Origin of the sequence: Microcoleus sp. PH2017_08_TRC_O_A, from assembly GCF_020738665.1 — a bacterium.
Taxonomy (GTDB): Bacteria; Cyanobacteriota; Cyanobacteriia; order Cyanobacteriales; family Microcoleaceae; genus Microcoleus.
This window is the reverse complement of the sequence record NZ_JAEQCE010000116.1, coordinates 1-15,831: the sequence shown is the minus strand read 5'-3', so window position 1 is coordinate 15,831 and position 15,831 is coordinate 1. Positions and strand designations below refer to the sequence as shown.

General features: G+C 45.5%; 10 protein-coding genes. 6 read left to right on the top strand and 4 right to left on the bottom strand.

What is annotated here, in order from left to right; translation table 11 throughout:
• Positions 1–18: 18 nt before the first annotated feature.
• The 3 genes from JGK22_RS29435 to JGK22_RS29425 all read right to left on the bottom strand — a co-directional run bounded on the left by JGK22_RS29435 (position 19) and on the right by JGK22_RS29425 (position 7,578).
• On the bottom strand, positions 19–3,471 hold the full coding sequence (locus JGK22_RS29435; protein ID WP_293220435.1) for a PAS domain S-box protein: 3,453 nt from the start codon (positions 3,469–3,471) through the stop codon (positions 19–21).
• Between the two features lie 443 nt (positions 3,472–3,914).
• Positions 3,915–5,846, bottom strand: a complete 1,932-nt coding sequence (locus JGK22_RS29430) for a response regulator (RefSeq protein ID WP_293314313.1) — start codon at positions 5,844–5,846, stop codon at positions 3,915–3,917.
• Positions 5,847–6,291: 445 nt separating this feature from the next.
• Positions 6,292–7,578, bottom strand: coding sequence for a chemotaxis protein (locus JGK22_RS29425; RefSeq protein ID WP_293175564.1), 1,287 nt, complete (start codon positions 7,576–7,578; stop codon positions 6,292–6,294).
• A gap of 426 nt (positions 7,579–8,004) precedes the next feature.
• Here JGK22_RS29425 and JGK22_RS29420 point away from each other — a divergent pair, with 426 nt between their 5' ends.
• From JGK22_RS29420 to mrdA, 4 genes are all read left to right on the top strand, one after another.
• The gene (locus JGK22_RS29420; RefSeq protein WP_293175562.1) at positions 8,005–10,548 is read left to right on the top strand and encodes a GAF domain-containing hybrid sensor histidine kinase/response regulator; all 2,544 of its coding nucleotides are present in this window, start codon (positions 8,005–8,007) and stop codon (positions 10,546–10,548) included.
• Between the two features lie 71 nt (positions 10,549–10,619).
• The gene (locus tag JGK22_RS29415) at positions 10,620–10,985 is read left to right on the top strand and encodes a four helix bundle protein (protein ID WP_293189812.1); all 366 of its coding nucleotides are present in this window, start codon (positions 10,620–10,622) and stop codon (positions 10,983–10,985) included.
• Positions 10,986–11,103: 118 nt separating this feature from the next.
• The gene (locus JGK22_RS29410; RefSeq protein WP_293175844.1) at positions 11,104–11,790 is read left to right on the top strand and encodes an N-acetylmannosamine-6-phosphate 2-epimerase; all 687 of its coding nucleotides are present in this window, start codon (positions 11,104–11,106) and stop codon (positions 11,788–11,790) included.
• 360 nt (positions 11,791–12,150) lie between these two features.
• Positions 12,151–13,968, top strand: a complete 1,818-nt coding sequence (gene mrdA / locus JGK22_RS29405; RefSeq protein ID WP_293175558.1) for a penicillin-binding protein 2 — start codon at positions 12,151–12,153, stop codon at positions 13,966–13,968.
• 364 nt (positions 13,969–14,332) lie between these two features.
• Here mrdA and JGK22_RS29400 read toward each other — a convergent pair whose 3' ends face one another.
• Entirely contained in the window at positions 14,333–14,560 is a 228-nt protein-coding gene (locus tag JGK22_RS29400) for a hypothetical protein (RefSeq protein ID WP_293208670.1), read from the bottom strand.
• Here JGK22_RS29400 and JGK22_RS29395 point away from each other — a divergent pair.
• Both JGK22_RS29395 and JGK22_RS29390 read left to right on the top strand, forming a co-directional pair.
• On the top strand, positions 14,559–15,236 hold the full coding sequence (locus JGK22_RS29395; RefSeq protein WP_293208668.1) for a pentapeptide repeat-containing protein: 678 nt from the start codon (positions 14,559–14,561) through the stop codon (positions 15,234–15,236). The two genes, JGK22_RS29400 and JGK22_RS29395, sit on opposite strands and share 2 nt — an antisense overlap.
• Before the next feature lie 130 nt (positions 15,237–15,366).
• On the top strand, positions 15,367–15,831 hold a 465-nt coding region (locus JGK22_RS29390; protein ID WP_293208666.1), incomplete at its 3' end, for a pentapeptide repeat-containing protein.

Genomic DNA, 15,831 nt, shown 5'->3' with positions numbered 1-15,831 from the left:
TCAAGACTGAAAATAATCTCAAAACTTCTCCCCTTCGCCTTCGGGCGGTGCAGGCACTGTGAAATAGAAACTCGTGCCTTCAGAGACAACACTTTCGGCCCAAATTCTGCCTCCGTGCTGCTGCACGATGCTGCGACAGATAGCCAAACCCAAACCCGTACCTCCTTTTTGGCGGGAGTCAGAACCATCGACCTGTTGAAACCGTCCAAAAATAGTTTCTAGTTTATCAGCAGGAATCCCCCTCCCTCGATCTTTGACTTCAAATAAAACCCGTGAAGCGTAGCTATCCCGTAGGGAATCGACCAAATCTTCAACCCTGACAGTTACTGTACACCCCGGAGCCGAAAATTTAATCGCATTGCTCAACAAATTTACCAGCAGTTGCACAATCCTGTCCGGGTCAGCCCAAATTTGTGCCGTTGCGGGCAAAATCGACAAATTAATCTTATTTTCAGCAGCCACAGACATCACAGCTTCCGCAGACTTCCGCATCAAAACCTGCACATCGCACCACTGCTTAACAATGGTAACTTGGCTCGAATCGAGTCGCTCTAAATCGAGAATATCGTTGACCAAACGCACTAACCGTTCGGTATCGCTTGACGCAATTTCTAACATCTGTTTGGCAGTTTCCGGTCGATCTTTGAGCACCCCAGCCGCCAGCAAACCTAAAGAACCGCGAATTGAGGTCAGCGGCGTTCGCAGTTCGTGGCTCACAATGGAAATAAACTCATTTTTCATTTTTTCAATTGCTCGACTTTCTGTGATATCTGTGACTGTGCCGACGTAACCAATTAGTTGACCTCCATCGGCAAAAATCGGAGCTGCTTTTGCCCGACCAAACCGGATTGTTCCATCTGGCTGGATGTGGCGGAATTCGCAGGAAAGTTCTTCACCAGGCGATCGCAATTCCGACCACTTAGACTGAATTAGTTTGATATCTTCGGGGTGAACAAATCGCATCCAGCCGTCTCCTAAAGCTTCTGCGGCTGTGAAGCCACCAATTGCTTGACAGCGCGGATTTGTATAGGTACATTTCCCCTCAGCATCTATTTTGAAGATGCCGACAGGAGAACTCTCGCTCAGAGAACGAAATAAAGCTTCGCTTTCCCGCAGTTCTGTTTGAGAAATTTCTAGTTCTCTGGTGCGCTGCAAAACTCGCATTTCTAAGAGTTCGTTGAGCTGTTGGAGGGCGGCTTCAGCTTGTTTGCGATCGCTAATGTCGCGCTGCACTGCCACCCAATGGGTAAACCAACCAGTTTCATCTGCGATCGGCACAATGCTCAATTCTACCCAAAATTCCGTCCCGTCTTTGCGGTAATTGATCAAGTCAACCCGCACCGGCTGCCAGGTTTTCAAAGCTCTCCGAATGCGATCGAGACTTGCCCTATTTGTTTTTTCTCCTTGCAAGATGCGCGGCGTTTTGCCCACAACTTCTTCTAGCGTATAGCCGCTCATCCGCGTGAAAGCTGGGTTGACATACAGAATTCGCGGGCCCGGTTCGTCAATCGGTTCAGCTTCGGTAATTAACACCGCGTCGTTAGTCGTGGTGATGACTGATTCCAACAAACGCAACTGTAATTCTTTAGCTTTGCGATCGGTAATTTCTGTAACTGTGCCCACCATCCGCACAGCTTCGCCCGTTTCGGTGTAAAAAAACTTACCTTTCCCTTCCATCCAGTGAATGCTGCCGTCGGGCCAAACCACGCGGTGTTCGTGACAGAAATCCGATCGCTCGGCGAGGGCCTGATTCCTAGCATTCTCCAAAGCTTTTAAATCTTCCGGGTGAACGCAAGCTGCAAAACTTTGATCTGTTCCGCCAAAAGTTCCAGGCGCCAATCCAAACAACTCTTCATGTTCCCTCGACCAAACCATGCGATTTTTCTGTATGTCCCAGTCCCAAAATCCAATTTTGGTAGCCGACAAAGCTAAGTTGAGCTGCTGGTTAATTTTCCGCAACTCAATGCTAGCAATAGCAACTCGCAGTTCTCGGGCAATTTCGATTTCGCAAGGCAGCCAAGGCAAAGATTTTGACCTCACAGTTTCTTGCCACAACTCAAAGGAAGTGCGAGGAGACATCAATGGGGTGCCATCCGGTTTAAATTCAATTGGCCAGTCGGGTTTGCCTGCCCAGTTGACAGTTTGAATTGCTTCGGGACGGAACCACAAAATGTAATAATTTTGCATCTCGGATATGGCAAGCACCAGCAAACCGCTAGCAATTTTCTTGAATTTCTCCGATGGCGGATACAGTTTTGAGAGAGAATCTGTATAAAAAACATCATTATTTATTTGAGGTTTTATCCAAGCTATTAAGTTTCTGATTTCTCCCAATTCTGGGGTTGTGCCAATGGCTGTTAGATTTTCATTGGCACAGACAACTCCACCGATAGCGCCCACTAATGCCAGCAATTCATCTCGGGATTTAAGTAAACCTTCTACAAAGCAGTGTGATTGAGAAATTTCAGCGATGAATTTATGGCAAATTTCTTTTAAATTAATTGCATAGTCCCGGTCTTCGCTATCTTGTTTGTAGCTGAGTTCTAGATTTACAAACTTTGCTACCAGTTCGCAAGCCGTTCTGGTTTCGTAGTTGATATACTTTGGTGTTCGGTGGTGACAGGCGATCAATCCCCAGAGTTTTCGATCTTTGATTAATGTCACGGTCATGCTAGCGCCAATGTTCATATTCTTGAGATATTGAACGTGGCAAGGCGAAACTGTTCTCAACAAAGATAAGCCCATATCCAGGGGGCGACCGGTCAGCGGATTGCACTCAGGAATTAGTTCTACAGCCTGATAGTGAATATCGGGAATAAATCGAATTAAATTCATGGTGAACTGCTTTCTAGCCTGCGGGGGAATATCCGCAGCCGGATAGTGCATTCCCAATAAAGGAGCCAAATTTTCTGCTTTATCTTCGGCGACGACTTTTCCCGCACCTGTGGCATCAAATTGATAGACGATCGCCCGATCGAACCCAATCATCCTCCGCACCTCTTCTACCACTGTCTGACACAGCAATTGCAGGTTTGGCGTGTTGTGGATTTTGTCGATCGGCTTTTGGACTAAATGATAAGAATTGAAATAATTGCTCGCTTTTGGGGAAACAACCTGCTCTAGTTCAAAAATTAATACCGAACTTAATTGATACAGCGTCCCATGAAAAAAAGACTTGCGGTTTGGAATTTTGAATGATAAGCTGATATCGTTAGTTTGATTGCTGTTTTCACATAAAGCTTTTTGAATCGCCTTAATTTCCTCAGTCTCGACAAATCCATGTAAAAACTTGCCCAAAAGTTCTTGCGGGTAAATGCCGATCGCCTTAAAAGTATTATTGCTAACTTGCAAAATCTTCAACACAGTAGATTCCACCACCAACAGGATGCCGTGAGGTTGAATCGAAGCCGGAGCGTAAATTAATTCGCAGTCGGTGTCATCGCGATCGCCTTTCTCTGACGTTAATACCATTGCTTTCATTTGATTGTGAACATTGATCTAAATCAGCCTGTATTGTTAAATGACCGGGCTCTCCATCCCTCGACGCCATCGCGTCCGAATCCTAGAATTTAATAATCCCAAGTTTTGGCGAAAGCTTACCGGCGTTTCGGACGCCCGCTGCATCATTAGGTGTCAACAATCGCCTAACAACTTTTGTATCTATCGTTTACCGTTGAGGCCAGATCCCCCTCTTGCGGTCAACTGTCAACTGTCAACTGTCAACTGTCAACTGTCAAACGATTTTGGATTTTGGATTTTGGATTTTCGATTGGGGATTGAAGATTTGGATTTTGGATTTTCGATTGGGGATTGAAGATTTTTGATTGTCAACTGTCAACTGTCAACTGTCAACTGTCAACTCTTCCTTCTTCCTTCTTCCTTCGTGACAACTGTCAACTGTCAACTGTCAACTGTCAACTGTCAACTGTCAACTGTGTCAGAGCAAGTTTGTGTCGGAGTTGAGTCCGCTCCAAACGATTCAGGATGCGAGCAATTAATTCCGGTTCCACGATCGGCTTATTCACGTAGTCATCAGCACCCGCGACAAACATTTGACGCACTATTTCCGACTCAGAATGAGCAGTCAAAAATAGCACGGGAAGCTTGCTCCAGCGCAAATCGTTCCGCACCGCCAAACACAGCTCGATACCACTATAACCAGGCATCTCCACATCTAAAATTAGTAAATCTGGACAAGTGGTTTCGAGTACCTCCCAGAACTTTTCGGGCCGCTCTAATGTTGTGACTTGCAATCCCCAAGGTTGTAGAATCATTTTCAGCGCAGCCAATAGATGCACATCATCGTCTACTACCATAACTTTGGCTTCAGCAGCGCCTGTTTGATCGAGAACCTGGGCGACTGATTTGAGTATATCTGCTGGGGAGATAGATTTGTGTAAAAAGCCGGAAGCTCCCAAACGAGCAACTTCAATTCGATCGCTCAATTGATTGTTCCCGCTAAAAATCATCACTGGAATATCAGGTTTTTCAGTGCGGAGCTCGGCTAGGAGAGTAAGTCCGTTTTCCTGAATTCTGGAAAATGTCAAATCCAGTAAAATCGCGTCGGGAGGCTGTTGAGAAATCGCGCTTCTTGCGGATTGCCCAGATGTGGCAACTTCTATCTCAAAGCCCGAACCGGATGCTGCTGCTTTTAGTCGATCGCTCTGCAAAGTATCATCATCAACGATCAGAATGCGGCGCTTTTTGGAAACCGCAGTAACCAGCTCGCTTTCAGGTTCCGGCGGGCGATCGAATATCTGTTTGAGCAAATGCAGAAATTCCTCAATCTGCTGAGCAATCCCCGGTTTAAAGATGTTTTGGGCCTTGAACAACTGTTCGATCTTGCGCGCAACTTCCGAACCTTTCGGCAGCCCTAAAGTTCCCAAAGAACCGACTAATTTGTGAGCTTGCTCCTGGGCTTCCCGCCGCAGTTCGTTATCCAAGGTTCCGGTTTTCAGTTGGGCGATCGCGCGATCGAATATCACCACCTTTTCGATAAAATTAGCTTTTAACTTGCCCCGAATTTCCGCAACCACACTCAGGACTTGGAGGCGGCGCTCATCGTTGCTTAATTCCTGGCTGTGTGCGATCGATTCAGCAGGTACATTTTCTTGACTTTTAGCAGTTTCTGCCGTATCCCGGGCAACTTTTGGACTCTCAATCTCCTCCGGCAGACTTTTGAGCCGGTAGCCCAATCCATACACCGTTTCCACTAAATCTACAGTCATCCCGGCTGCTTTCAGCTTGTGCCGCAGCCCCTTGATATGAGCGGTAACGGCTTCTTCCTGAGGAAATTCGCCAGCCGACCAAATGCGATCGAGCATGGCACTGCGGCTGAAAATGCGCCGGGGATTTCTCAGAAAAAGTTCCAGCAGATTGTACTCTTTGGGAGTCAAATGCAGAACTTTTTCGCCATAAGTTACTTCCGTAGTATCCGGGTTGACTTGCAGTTTTTCCCAAGTCAAACTTGTACTCGACAAACTTGCCTTACCCCGGCGCAGCAAAGCCCGAATTCGAGCAATTAATTCTTGGAGATTAAAGGGTTTCACCACATAATCGTCTGCACCCGCTTCTAAACCTTGAACTCTATCGTTACTGCTATCTAGCGCTGTCAGCAATAAAATCGGCATTTGGCAGCCGGACGATCGCAATTCCCGACACAAACTAATACCGTCGAGTTTAGGAATCAGCACATCCAAAACAATCAAGTCGTAATCGTAGGCTTGTGCCAACTGCAAGGCTGTTTCGCCGTCTTCCGCCGTATTCACATTGTAATTATGAGCATTCAGCGCTCTGGTCAGCAAATTGATTGTAATTGTGTCATCTTCTACTAGCAAAATTTTCATAAGCCTAGCCTGTTATTTGACCAATTCTTGTGACTTTAAATCAAAATCTTGTGATGCAAATAGCGTTGCCTAACTCTTAATTTATTCGTATTAACCTCCTTCAAACAAATAGTATTGTGCAAATTGTAAAATTGTTACTTTTTATTTTTTCAGACCAACCGCCCCGACGATTATGAAGTTCTTGAAACACGAGCTTTTTTCCAGATATCACGACGATAACTCAAGGCGTCTTCCTTTTTCCTTCTCCTTCTCCTATATAGCGGTTCTCAAGCGTAGTGAGTATGCCCTGTTTGGCCGATGCCTCATGCCCCATGCCCCATGCCCTATGCCCTATGCCCCATGCCCGATGCCCTGTTTGGCCCATGCCCCATGCCCATTCGTACCTCATATGAGAGCTAGAAAGGCTATACATATCGAAAAGTTAAATCAGATGAGCCCTAGAATTTTAGGGCTTTTTCGACTTCAGCGCCTGCTGAATTTTTTGAATCAGATATTGCGATGAATCTTGCTGCTTAACTATATCTTCCCATTCAGAAATTTCAGCTTCAGCGTCTTCTAAATCTTTAACTAAAGAATGAGCAACAACACTTTTTTTAACTCCCAAATTTTCTTTAATGGCGGTCGGTGAATTGAAATCTTTTTCCGCTATTAATTCCTCCAACTCTAACAAAGCCATTTCCGCACGATCGATCTTGATGGTCACCGATTTAGCTACATTAGCACCCGCTCTTGCTGCCTCCGTGAGTTCGTGAACCCGAAGTTTAAATCGGCTGGCAATTTGCTCGATTTGGGTCCCCAATTCAAAAGTTTTACTTGCCAGTCTGCCAATTTCCAAACTCACCTTGCTCAGACCGCTGGGCTGATTTCCCATTTGATTGGTAACTACAGCCACCTGTACTGCTAAATGCCTGACTTGTTCGATCGCCTCCCCGATGGTTCGGGAAGTGCGGTTAACCGTTTCTAAATCATTAGCTATTGCTTTGCTAATACCCAAAATTTTCTGTGTATTATTGCAAATAGAATTAGCACCTTGAAAAGTAGCTTGAAATGCTTGGCGGCCTTCTGAAGAAATTAACTTCGCAATCCTCACAAATCGCTGATTTATTTGAGAAATTTCTTCAGCTTGTTTGACCAGTGTCACTTGCTCGCGACTCGGAGTATTCTGCAATACTTGGGCTTGAAGGTGTTGGGATTTTAGCAACTCCTGGCATTCATAAAATTTTGCCTGTTCTTGTTGAATGATTCCCATATATTTCTGTCTTTCTACTCTGTATTTTTGAATAAGCTTGTTAGCTTGAGCTAAAATTTTAGACTGGGCAATCACCAGAGTCCGAACGTCCAAAAGGCGGAAACTCTGATTGTCCATTACCACAATAATTGGTTCATAAATTAAATCTTTATGCCTGTTGAGAGACGCTTGTACGGCATCCTCAACTTTCCAGTTTTCCTCCATCAGCAAAGGCGGTATTCTCATAAAATCTAACAAGGCTCGAATCGGATGCTGACCGTAAATTTCTACGCGATCGGGGAGACTCATTTGTTCTCGAAATTTGACGCGAGAAATCATGCCCAATACCTGTGATTCGTGAGTAATAATCACTCCCGGTAGGTCTGGTTCTTGCTCGAATCTTTGAGCCACTACCTGTCCTGGAGTTGCAGCACTGACTTGGAAGTGGTGACACGGCAGATGTCCGATCGTGAAATCGGGGGTGAGTTGAGTTGGATTGCTCATTTACCCGGATAGTGTTAAGTAGAAGTTAACAAATTATATATTGATATTATACTGGATTAAGATTGTTTAAAGTAGTCAGCAACCCAGTCTTAAAAGAACTGAGCTTGTAAGAGTAATATCTCGCAAGCTGTGTTGACCAGCCTCAGCCTTAACTGGCTACGTTATTTGAGTCACGACACCGCAGAAAAACGGATACAAGCGCGCGACTTAAGTTGCGAGCAGCCCAAAATCTTAGCTCGAAGTTCCTGCTCCGGTGATTCACGAAGCTGCAAGTAAATCTAAAATCTAAAATCTAAGATCTAAAATCGACTGACTTCTTTGATCTCAAGTCTTTTGGAGCGGCCCCGTCTGCTGCGCCCCTGGTTCCCTCCCCAAAACAGCGGCATTCATATTTTGTCCTTTAAAACAACCGGGAAAATACCTAGATTGAAACCAAAAACCTTAAATCGAACTTTGCCGATCGCAACCTTTGAGGCTGCTTACCAGTTGTTACAGCAAATGGCTGAACTCCCGGGGGCGATTTGGCTCGCCGACGATGCGATCGCCAATCCTGAAAATGGGGAAGGAAACTCGTCCCAAAGGTTTGCAGCAGTGGTATCAGCTCGGTTTAGCGCGCTGCTGCGGGGCGAGGCATTAGATGAGTTGGCAACAAACGGACGCAAACACAGTGAAAAACATCTCACTTCGCAATTAAATGTGGATTTGACTTTCGATCCAGGGGCGATCGCCAAATTCCTCTCTCCCCTCGCAGACAAACTCGCAGAAATAACGCCCGCACCGCCAAGACAAATTGACATTCGCGCCCTCAAACAAGCAATTAAGAACATACAGCCGAACTCGGCAATTTTACAAAGCGAATTCACCCTAAATTTGCTGGATCTTCTCGCTACCGATGCCAGCAAAAACAGTCCCCTGCCCCTAAAGCTCCCAACAGAAATAGAGGGAAACTCAGCGTTAAAACCGATCGCTCCAGAAACGCTACACCACCAGATTGCCGAAGCCGTCAATCACTTACAAATTGCCAGTCCCTGCATTTCATTTTGTCAGTCTGTGGAAGATGCTTTGCAGCAGCAGCTAGAACAAGAGCGACTTTTGAATCAGGTGACAACTCAAATCCGCCAGAGTTTGGAATTACCAGTAATTTTGTCAAAAGCAGTTTCGAGAGTGCGAGAGTTTTTGGATGTCGATCGCCTGTTAATTTATCAATTTGAAAAAGTGCCAGCCCCCCACCATGCCGAATTAGGTAAAGAAATACCTATGGCGGTTTCTGGCGAAGTCAAAGAAAATCCCGGTTCTTACTTGTATTTAGGTCGCGTTACCTACGAAGCTTTAGCCAGCGATGCTATCTCGTCTGTACTGAATTTTAGTGAAGGCGCCCAGTGTTTTCCCGATGGAGTCATTGACAGAGAGAAATATCGCAAAGGTTTGGCTTTGTGCGTCACTGATGTGGAAATAACTTACTCTTCGCACTCTTGTTTTTTAGAGTTGATGCGGCGGGCGAAGGTGCGGGCGAAGTTGCTAGTACCGATCGTAGTTCAAGACGAATTGTGGGGGCTGCTAATCGCCCACCAGTGTACTGTGTGCGAGTGGGAAGAAAGCAAAAAAACATTTTTGCGGCAAATAGCAGAACATTTGGCGATCGCCATTTACCAAGCCGAACTTTATGCAGAAGTCCAGCAGCAAAAGTGTACCTCTGAACAGCGCGTCATAGAGCGAACGCAAGAACTGCGCGATGCCCTTGCTACCGCCCAGTCTGCCAGCCTCGCCAAAAGCGAATTTTTGGCAGCTATGAGCCACGAATTGCGGACTCCCCTCACCTGCGTCATCGGCATTTCGGACACGCTGCTGCGGTGGTCTTACGGCAAAGTTGGCACCAAAGAAGTACCAATTGCCAAACAGCGACAGTACCTGCAAACTATCCGGGACAGCGGCGACCACTTATTAGAATTAATTAACGATATTTTAGATTTATCGCAAGTAGAAGCAGGAAAAGCAGTATTAAAAATTAGTGAATTTTCAATTTCTAAATTAGCTTCTCAGAGCCTGCACGCCTTCAAAGAAAAAGCTATAGCTAAAGGCGTGGAACTCGTGCAAGAACAGCGGATCAAACAAGAGTGCGATCGCTTCACCGCAGACCCGCGCCGCTTGAGACAAATTCTGTTCAATCTTTTAGGAAATGCGATTAAATTTACTCCCGAAGGCGGGCGAATCGTCCTGCGAGTGTGGGTGACAGAAGATAAAACTCGGACGCCAGCAGTGCGACAGCCCGGTACTGCACCCCCAGGTAGCACCGCTGTTTTTCAAATCAAAGATACCGGCATTGGAATTCCCGAAGATCAGCGATCGCTCTTGTTTCAAAAATTCCAGCAGTTAGATTCCCCATACCGCCGCGAATACGGCGGCACAGGTCTGGGATTGGCATTAACTAAACAATTAGTAGAACTTCACGGCGGCGCGATCGAAGTCAACTCTACAGTTGATGTTGGCTCTACTTTTACAGTTTTTATACCAATGCAAACTAAAAGCAAAGATGAATCCACAAAATTCAAATATGAAAAATCGAATTCATCTTTACCGCTGCACTCTTCCTCCTTGCGGGGCAGCCTCGTCCTCGTAGAAGAAGATGAAGAAACTGCCATGCTGATTTGCGATATCCTGACAGCCGCAGGAATGCAGGTAGTGTGGATGATTGAAGGCTCGGCGGCGGTAGAACAAATTGAACTTTTGCAGCCCAATGCTGTGATTGTGGATATGCGTTTACCCGGGATGAACGGCTGCGAAATAATTCAACAACTTCGCCAAAAACCCGCTACTGAAAATCTCAAAATTCTGGCTTTAAGCGCTAAAGAAATTCCCGCAGATGAAATATCTTTTGTGACGGCGGGAGCTAACGATTGTTTGGCTAAACCGATTCACCCCGAGCAATTGCTTGACAAAATTCTTTCTTTAATGGCCGGGATTAATGGATAATGGGGCATGGGGCATGGGGCATGGGGTATGGGGCATGGGGCATTTAATATAATTGAGTTTTTGAGGTAATTATGGGAAGACCTGATTTTGAGGAATTAGAGGTTTATAAGTTGGCGGAAAGTTTGGCGAATCAGATTTGGGAGATTGTTAAAAAATGGGATTACTTCACAAAAGATACGATGGGCAAACAGATAGTTCGGTCTGCTGATAGTGTCTGTGCTAATATTGCTGAAGGAAGAGGTCGTTATAATGATCAAGATAATCGGCGTTTTGTAAAAATTGCCAGAGGCTCTTTGTACGAAACCGTAAACTGGTTAAGATTAGCCTATGCTAGACACCTTATCACCAGCGAAGAAGTAAGCAAATTCAAACCAATTGTCGATAAATTACTACCAAAACTTAACGCTTATTTGAGTTCAATAGGACACAGGGAATAAATCACAAAAAAAGCCCAATGCCCTGTTTGCCCAATGCCCGATGCCCCCTGCCCAATGCCCGATGCCCAATGCCCCATGCCCCATGCCCCATGCCCCATTCCCCATTCCCCAATTCCCCATGATTAACTGTCAAATTCCCACAGGATTAATTGTTTCTTGTCAAGCACCTGCTGATTCGCCGCTGCACGATCCGATCGTGATTGCAGCAATGGCTCGCACCGCCATCAATCGAGGTGCATCGGGCGTGCGGATTGACACCCCGGCTCACGTTGCAGCGGTGCGACAACAGGTATCGGCTCCCGTAATTGGCATTTGGAAGCAGCAATTGGCGGGATGCGAGATTTACATTACTCCTCGGTTTGAAGACGCACGGGCGATCGCACTTGCAGGAGCAGATATTATCGCCATTGACGCGACTTTGCGAAACCGCCCTGCTGGCGAAGACTTAAAGACGTTAATCGATCGCATTCACAAAGAATTAGGGAAATTAGTCATGGCGGATGTAGATACTATAGAATCTGCGATCGCCGCTGCTGAAGCTGGTGCAGATACTGTCGGTACTACTCTTTTTGGCTACACACCCCAAACAGAAAGTTTCTCGCCGCCCGGATTTGATTTGCTAGCGCAAATGGTAGCAAAGCTCAAGATTCCCGTTATCTGCGAAGGCGGAATCTCTGGGCCCTCCATGGCTCAAAAAGCATTGAATTTAGGAGCAACGGCTGTTGTTGTCGGTGGAGATATTACTGGAATTGATATTAAGGTGACAGCCTATGCGTCGTTCATTCAGTTGACAGTTGACAGTTGACAGTTGACAGTTGATCTGTTGTAGGGGCAGTGCCCCCGTGAGAGCCCTCTTAGTTGACAGTTGACCGCTTGAGGGCAACCTCTACCTGGAAGTCCGAGGATTGGAGTAATGAATCGTCTGATTTTAATTTCTACGCCAAACCCAGAGGCTTTCAAGCAATTATTTATGCTAATAGGAAAATAAATAGGAAATTGTAGAACAAGAACTGTACGGGATTTTACGTATTTATGTATCTGCCAATAGGCATATTTATGTCGGTCACTAAAGAGCTAAAAGTTGTCATCGCTGTATCCTCCCCGAAATAATCCGGATGAGAATTAGATCTGCCTGTTAATTCAATCAAAGAGCAGATTAATTAATATGGCTAGCGATTTTTCTTTTAACTCTAAAGTCCGATTAAACAAAAATACCTCGGACAATCCTGCACAGCAACGGAGTCGATCGCTCCAAGTGATGATTTTTATGCTGATCGTCACTACATTAGTGACGATGCCGATGTTTCGTCTAGCCGAATTGCAACTGGTACAGGGAGCCTACAACCGACAGCGGGCGGAAAATAACCGCATTCGCCCTGTCTCAGTCGCAGCGACTCGCGGTCAAATTTTAGATCGCAACGGCAAAATTTTGGCGGCGAACCGCGTATCGCGATCGGTGTATTTGTGGCCAAAAGAGCGATCGGCAAAGGATTGGCAAGAAGTCGCGGCTACACTGAGCCCGATCGTCAAACTTCCCGCCACCGAAATCATCAAAAAAATCGATGTAGCCGGCTACAAATCAGCCCTGCCAGTGCGAATTAGTAAAGATATCGATGTCGCTACTTTCGTCGCTTTGGGAGAACAAAGCAATACTTTGCGGGGAGTTGAAATTCGCGTAGAATCGAGCCGCGACAATCCCAACCAGCAATTAGCAGCTCACCTTTTGGGGTACGTCGGTGAAGCTACTTTAGACGAATTAAAAGCTAATCCTGCATATCCAATGGGGATGATCGTCGGTCAAATGGGAGTTGAAAAGTTAGCCAATCCAACTTTAGAAGGCGTTTGGGGGAACCGTTTGATCGAGGTGAACGCTAAGGGCGAGGAAATTCAAGATTTAGGCGTAAAAGAGCCTATTCCCGGCAAACCCGTGCAGCTAACTTTAGATTTAGATATGCAAAAAACTGCCGAAAAAGCTTTGGGCGATCGCCTGGGTGCCGTTGTAGCGATCGACGTGAAAACCGGAGCGCTTTTAACAATGGCTAGTTGGCCGACATTTGACCCCAACATTTTCACCCGCAAGGTGACTCAAACAGAATGGGATCGACTGCAAGGGCCAGAAAAACCATTTTTAAATCGGGCAGTTCAAGGCTATCCAGTCGGCAGCACTTTTAAGATTGTAACTTCTGTCGCCGGCATGGAATCGGGCAAGTTTTCTCCTGACTCGACTTTAGTATCATCTTCTTCAATTACGATCGGTGGCATTTCTTTCAACGAACACGGCGCGGGTCAAGGTGTTATCGGTTTTCGCGATGCTTTGGCCTTTAGCAGCAATACATTTTTCTATCAAGTAGGCATGGCGGCAGGCCCGGAACAAATGTCGAAATGGGCGTCTAAAATGGGCATTGGCGGGACGATTAATTTAGATATTTTGGGGATAGACGGCGCCAATCACGGTCAAGTGCCCACGCCAGCAGAGAAAAAGAAAATGTACAAGGAAGATTGGTATGTGGGCGATACCGTCACAATGGCGATCGGTCAGGGTTTGGTACTTTGTACTCCCCTAGAATTGGCTGTGATGGTGTCAACTGTTGCTAATGGCGGTTATCGAGTGCAGCCGCACTTATTGGCTTCTCAAACCAATACACCCCTCACGAAAAAAATCCCCACAGGAATTAAACCTTCTACTTTAAAGGTGATTAAAGAAGGATTGATGGACGTGGTGAAAAAGGGTACAGGCCGCGGTCTGAATGACGGTACAATTCCTTTAAGTGCTGGCAAGACAGGGACTGTGGAAATGCCAGGTCATCCTGACAATTCGATGTATGTGGGTTTTGCTCCCGCTGACAAGCCGGAAGTTGCGATCGCAGTTATAGTCGAAGGCGGAGGATTTGGTGCCGTCTCGGCCGCACCAATTGCTCACGAAGTATTTAAAACCTATTTTCAAAAACAAGGTTTTAAACCTACTAACAAGCCTTTCAAATAATAATTGATATTATAGCGAATCTAGCTCTCATATGAGGTATGTTGTTGGGCTTGGGCCCTATACGTCTAAGCGGTTATCGAGCTGTCAGTTATACCTCATCTTTTTGAGAAAGGCTATATGCCCTGTCAATTACGCTAAAAACCGTTTCTAGTGAAGACTTTAGTCACACCGTGTCAATTATCAGCCCTAAAAATGGTTTGTAGTGAGGAATGCAAGTCCGCATCCAAATCCGAGGACTGAAGTCCTCACTACAAACCAATCTTATTATGGTCGTTCGACGGGACATGATATTAATTCTTGACTGCTGACTGTTAATATTTTGTCAAGTAAGGTGCTCCCGCGCACCTTACTGTTGTCAATGCACTCAAAAGTTTTCTCCAACCAATCGTCTCACCTCCAAAGTCGATAAATTCATCATTTGCGCCACCTGTTCCAGATTCATCCCAGAATTTAAAACTTGAGTTAAGAGCGATCGCAAAGCTGACTCCGCTGCCAGCCGCGCTTGCTGTTCTTCCTTGTGAGCCTTCAAAGATTGAGTTATTTTAGTAGTATCAACATTTTTATTCTCAACAGATTCTAGAAATAAAGTCATGAACGAAGAAGAAGAAGCAGAATGGATCAGAATATGCAACAGTAGAAAACAGGTGTGGTTAGAAGAAGTGCTCAGGCGCTATGAGGCAGGGGAGAGAGACTTTTCTCTAATTCAAGTGTACTTGAGCGACGAGCAATCTAAGGAGCGCTACTTAAGTGGAGTGAACTTGAGTGGAGCTAACTTCAGGGAAAGTGACTTGCTACATCTGGTTTTGTACGGACAAGGAATCAATTTTAGTGGCTCAGATTTGAGCGACCTTGACTTGGCCCGCGCACATTTTGAAGATGCGGATTTGAGTGGGGCTAACCTGAGCGGAGCTTGTCTGTGGCGAGCTAACTTTGGCAGAGCGGATTTGACAGGGGCGAATTTGACTCAAACCGATTTGCAGGAGACTAAGTTTTACGACGCGAATTTGAGTAGAGCAAACTTAAGTGGAGCCAAGATGATTGAGACAAGTTTTGGTGATGCTAACTTAACCGATAGTGATTTTAGGAATGCTAAGTTTAAAGATAGCGTTCGTTTTTATCGGGCTGACTTGACGAGAACTAACTTTTTTGGTACTGAGTTGGATCTGGATGAAATTAGAAGTCACAAATCTGAAATGGCTATTTTTACAGATGCTCACTTTAAAGATACCATCATGCCCGATGGTACTATTGGGAACAGTGAAGACTAATTCATAGCTACTATGGCATGAGTTGATAAAAAATTGCTCCCGAAGTAAGTATTTGCTAGTTTTAAAACATTAAGCTATTTTAGTAGAATCAACATTTTTATTATTGTCAACAGCTTCGAGGAATAAAGTCATGAACGAAGAAGAAGAAGAAGAAGAAGAAGAAGAAGAAGAAAAACGAGAAGCAGAATGGATGAGAATATGCAACAGTAGAAAAAGGTTGTGGTTTGAAGAAGTGCTGAGGCGCTATGACGCTGGGGAGAGAGACTTTTCTCTAATTAAAGTGAACTTGACCGGCGATCAATGTAAGGATGGTTACTTTAGTGGAGTAAACTTGAGTGGGGCTAACTTCAGGGAAAGTGACTTGCAACGGCTAGTTTTTTACGGACAAGGAATCAATTTTAGTGGAGCAGATTTGAGCGACCTCGACTTGGCATACGCGCATTTTGAAGATGCTGATTCGAGTGGGGCGAACCTGAGCGGAGCTTGTCTGTGGCGGGCTAACTTTCGCAGAGCGGATTTGACTGGGGCAAATTTCAGCAGAAGTGACTTACAGGAAACTGGTTTTCACCTAACTAATTTGAGTAGATGCAAATTT

What these genes read in the sequence shown, in the direction of transcription:
- JGK22_RS29435 (WP_293220435.1), bottom strand. Translation starts at nt 3,471, where the DNA reads ATGGTATTAACGTCAGAGAAAGGCGATCGCGATGACACCGACTGCGAA.
- JGK22_RS29430 (WP_293314313.1), bottom strand. Translation starts at nt 5,846, where the DNA reads ATGAAAATTTTGCTAGTAGAAGATGACACAATTACAATCAATTTGCTG.
- JGK22_RS29425 (WP_293175564.1), bottom strand. Translation starts at nt 7,578, where the DNA reads ATGAGCAATCCAACTCAACTCACCCCCGATTTCACGATCGGACATCTG.
- JGK22_RS29415 (WP_293189812.1), top strand. Translation starts at nt 10,620, where the DNA reads ATGGGAAGACCTGATTTTGAGGAATTAGAGGTTTATAAGTTGGCGGAA.
- JGK22_RS29410 (WP_293175844.1), top strand. Translation starts at nt 11,104, where the DNA reads ATGATTAACTGTCAAATTCCCACAGGATTAATTGTTTCTTGTCAAGCA.
- mrdA (WP_293175558.1), top strand. Translation starts at nt 12,151, where the DNA reads ATGGCTAGCGATTTTTCTTTTAACTCTAAAGTCCGATTAAACAAAAAT.
- JGK22_RS29395 (WP_293208668.1), top strand. Translation starts at nt 14,559, where the DNA reads ATGAACGAAGAAGAAGAAGCAGAATGGATCAGAATATGCAACAGTAGA.
- JGK22_RS29400 (WP_293208670.1), bottom strand. Translation starts at nt 14,560, where the DNA reads ATGACTTTATTTCTAGAATCTGTTGAGAATAAAAATGTTGATACTACT.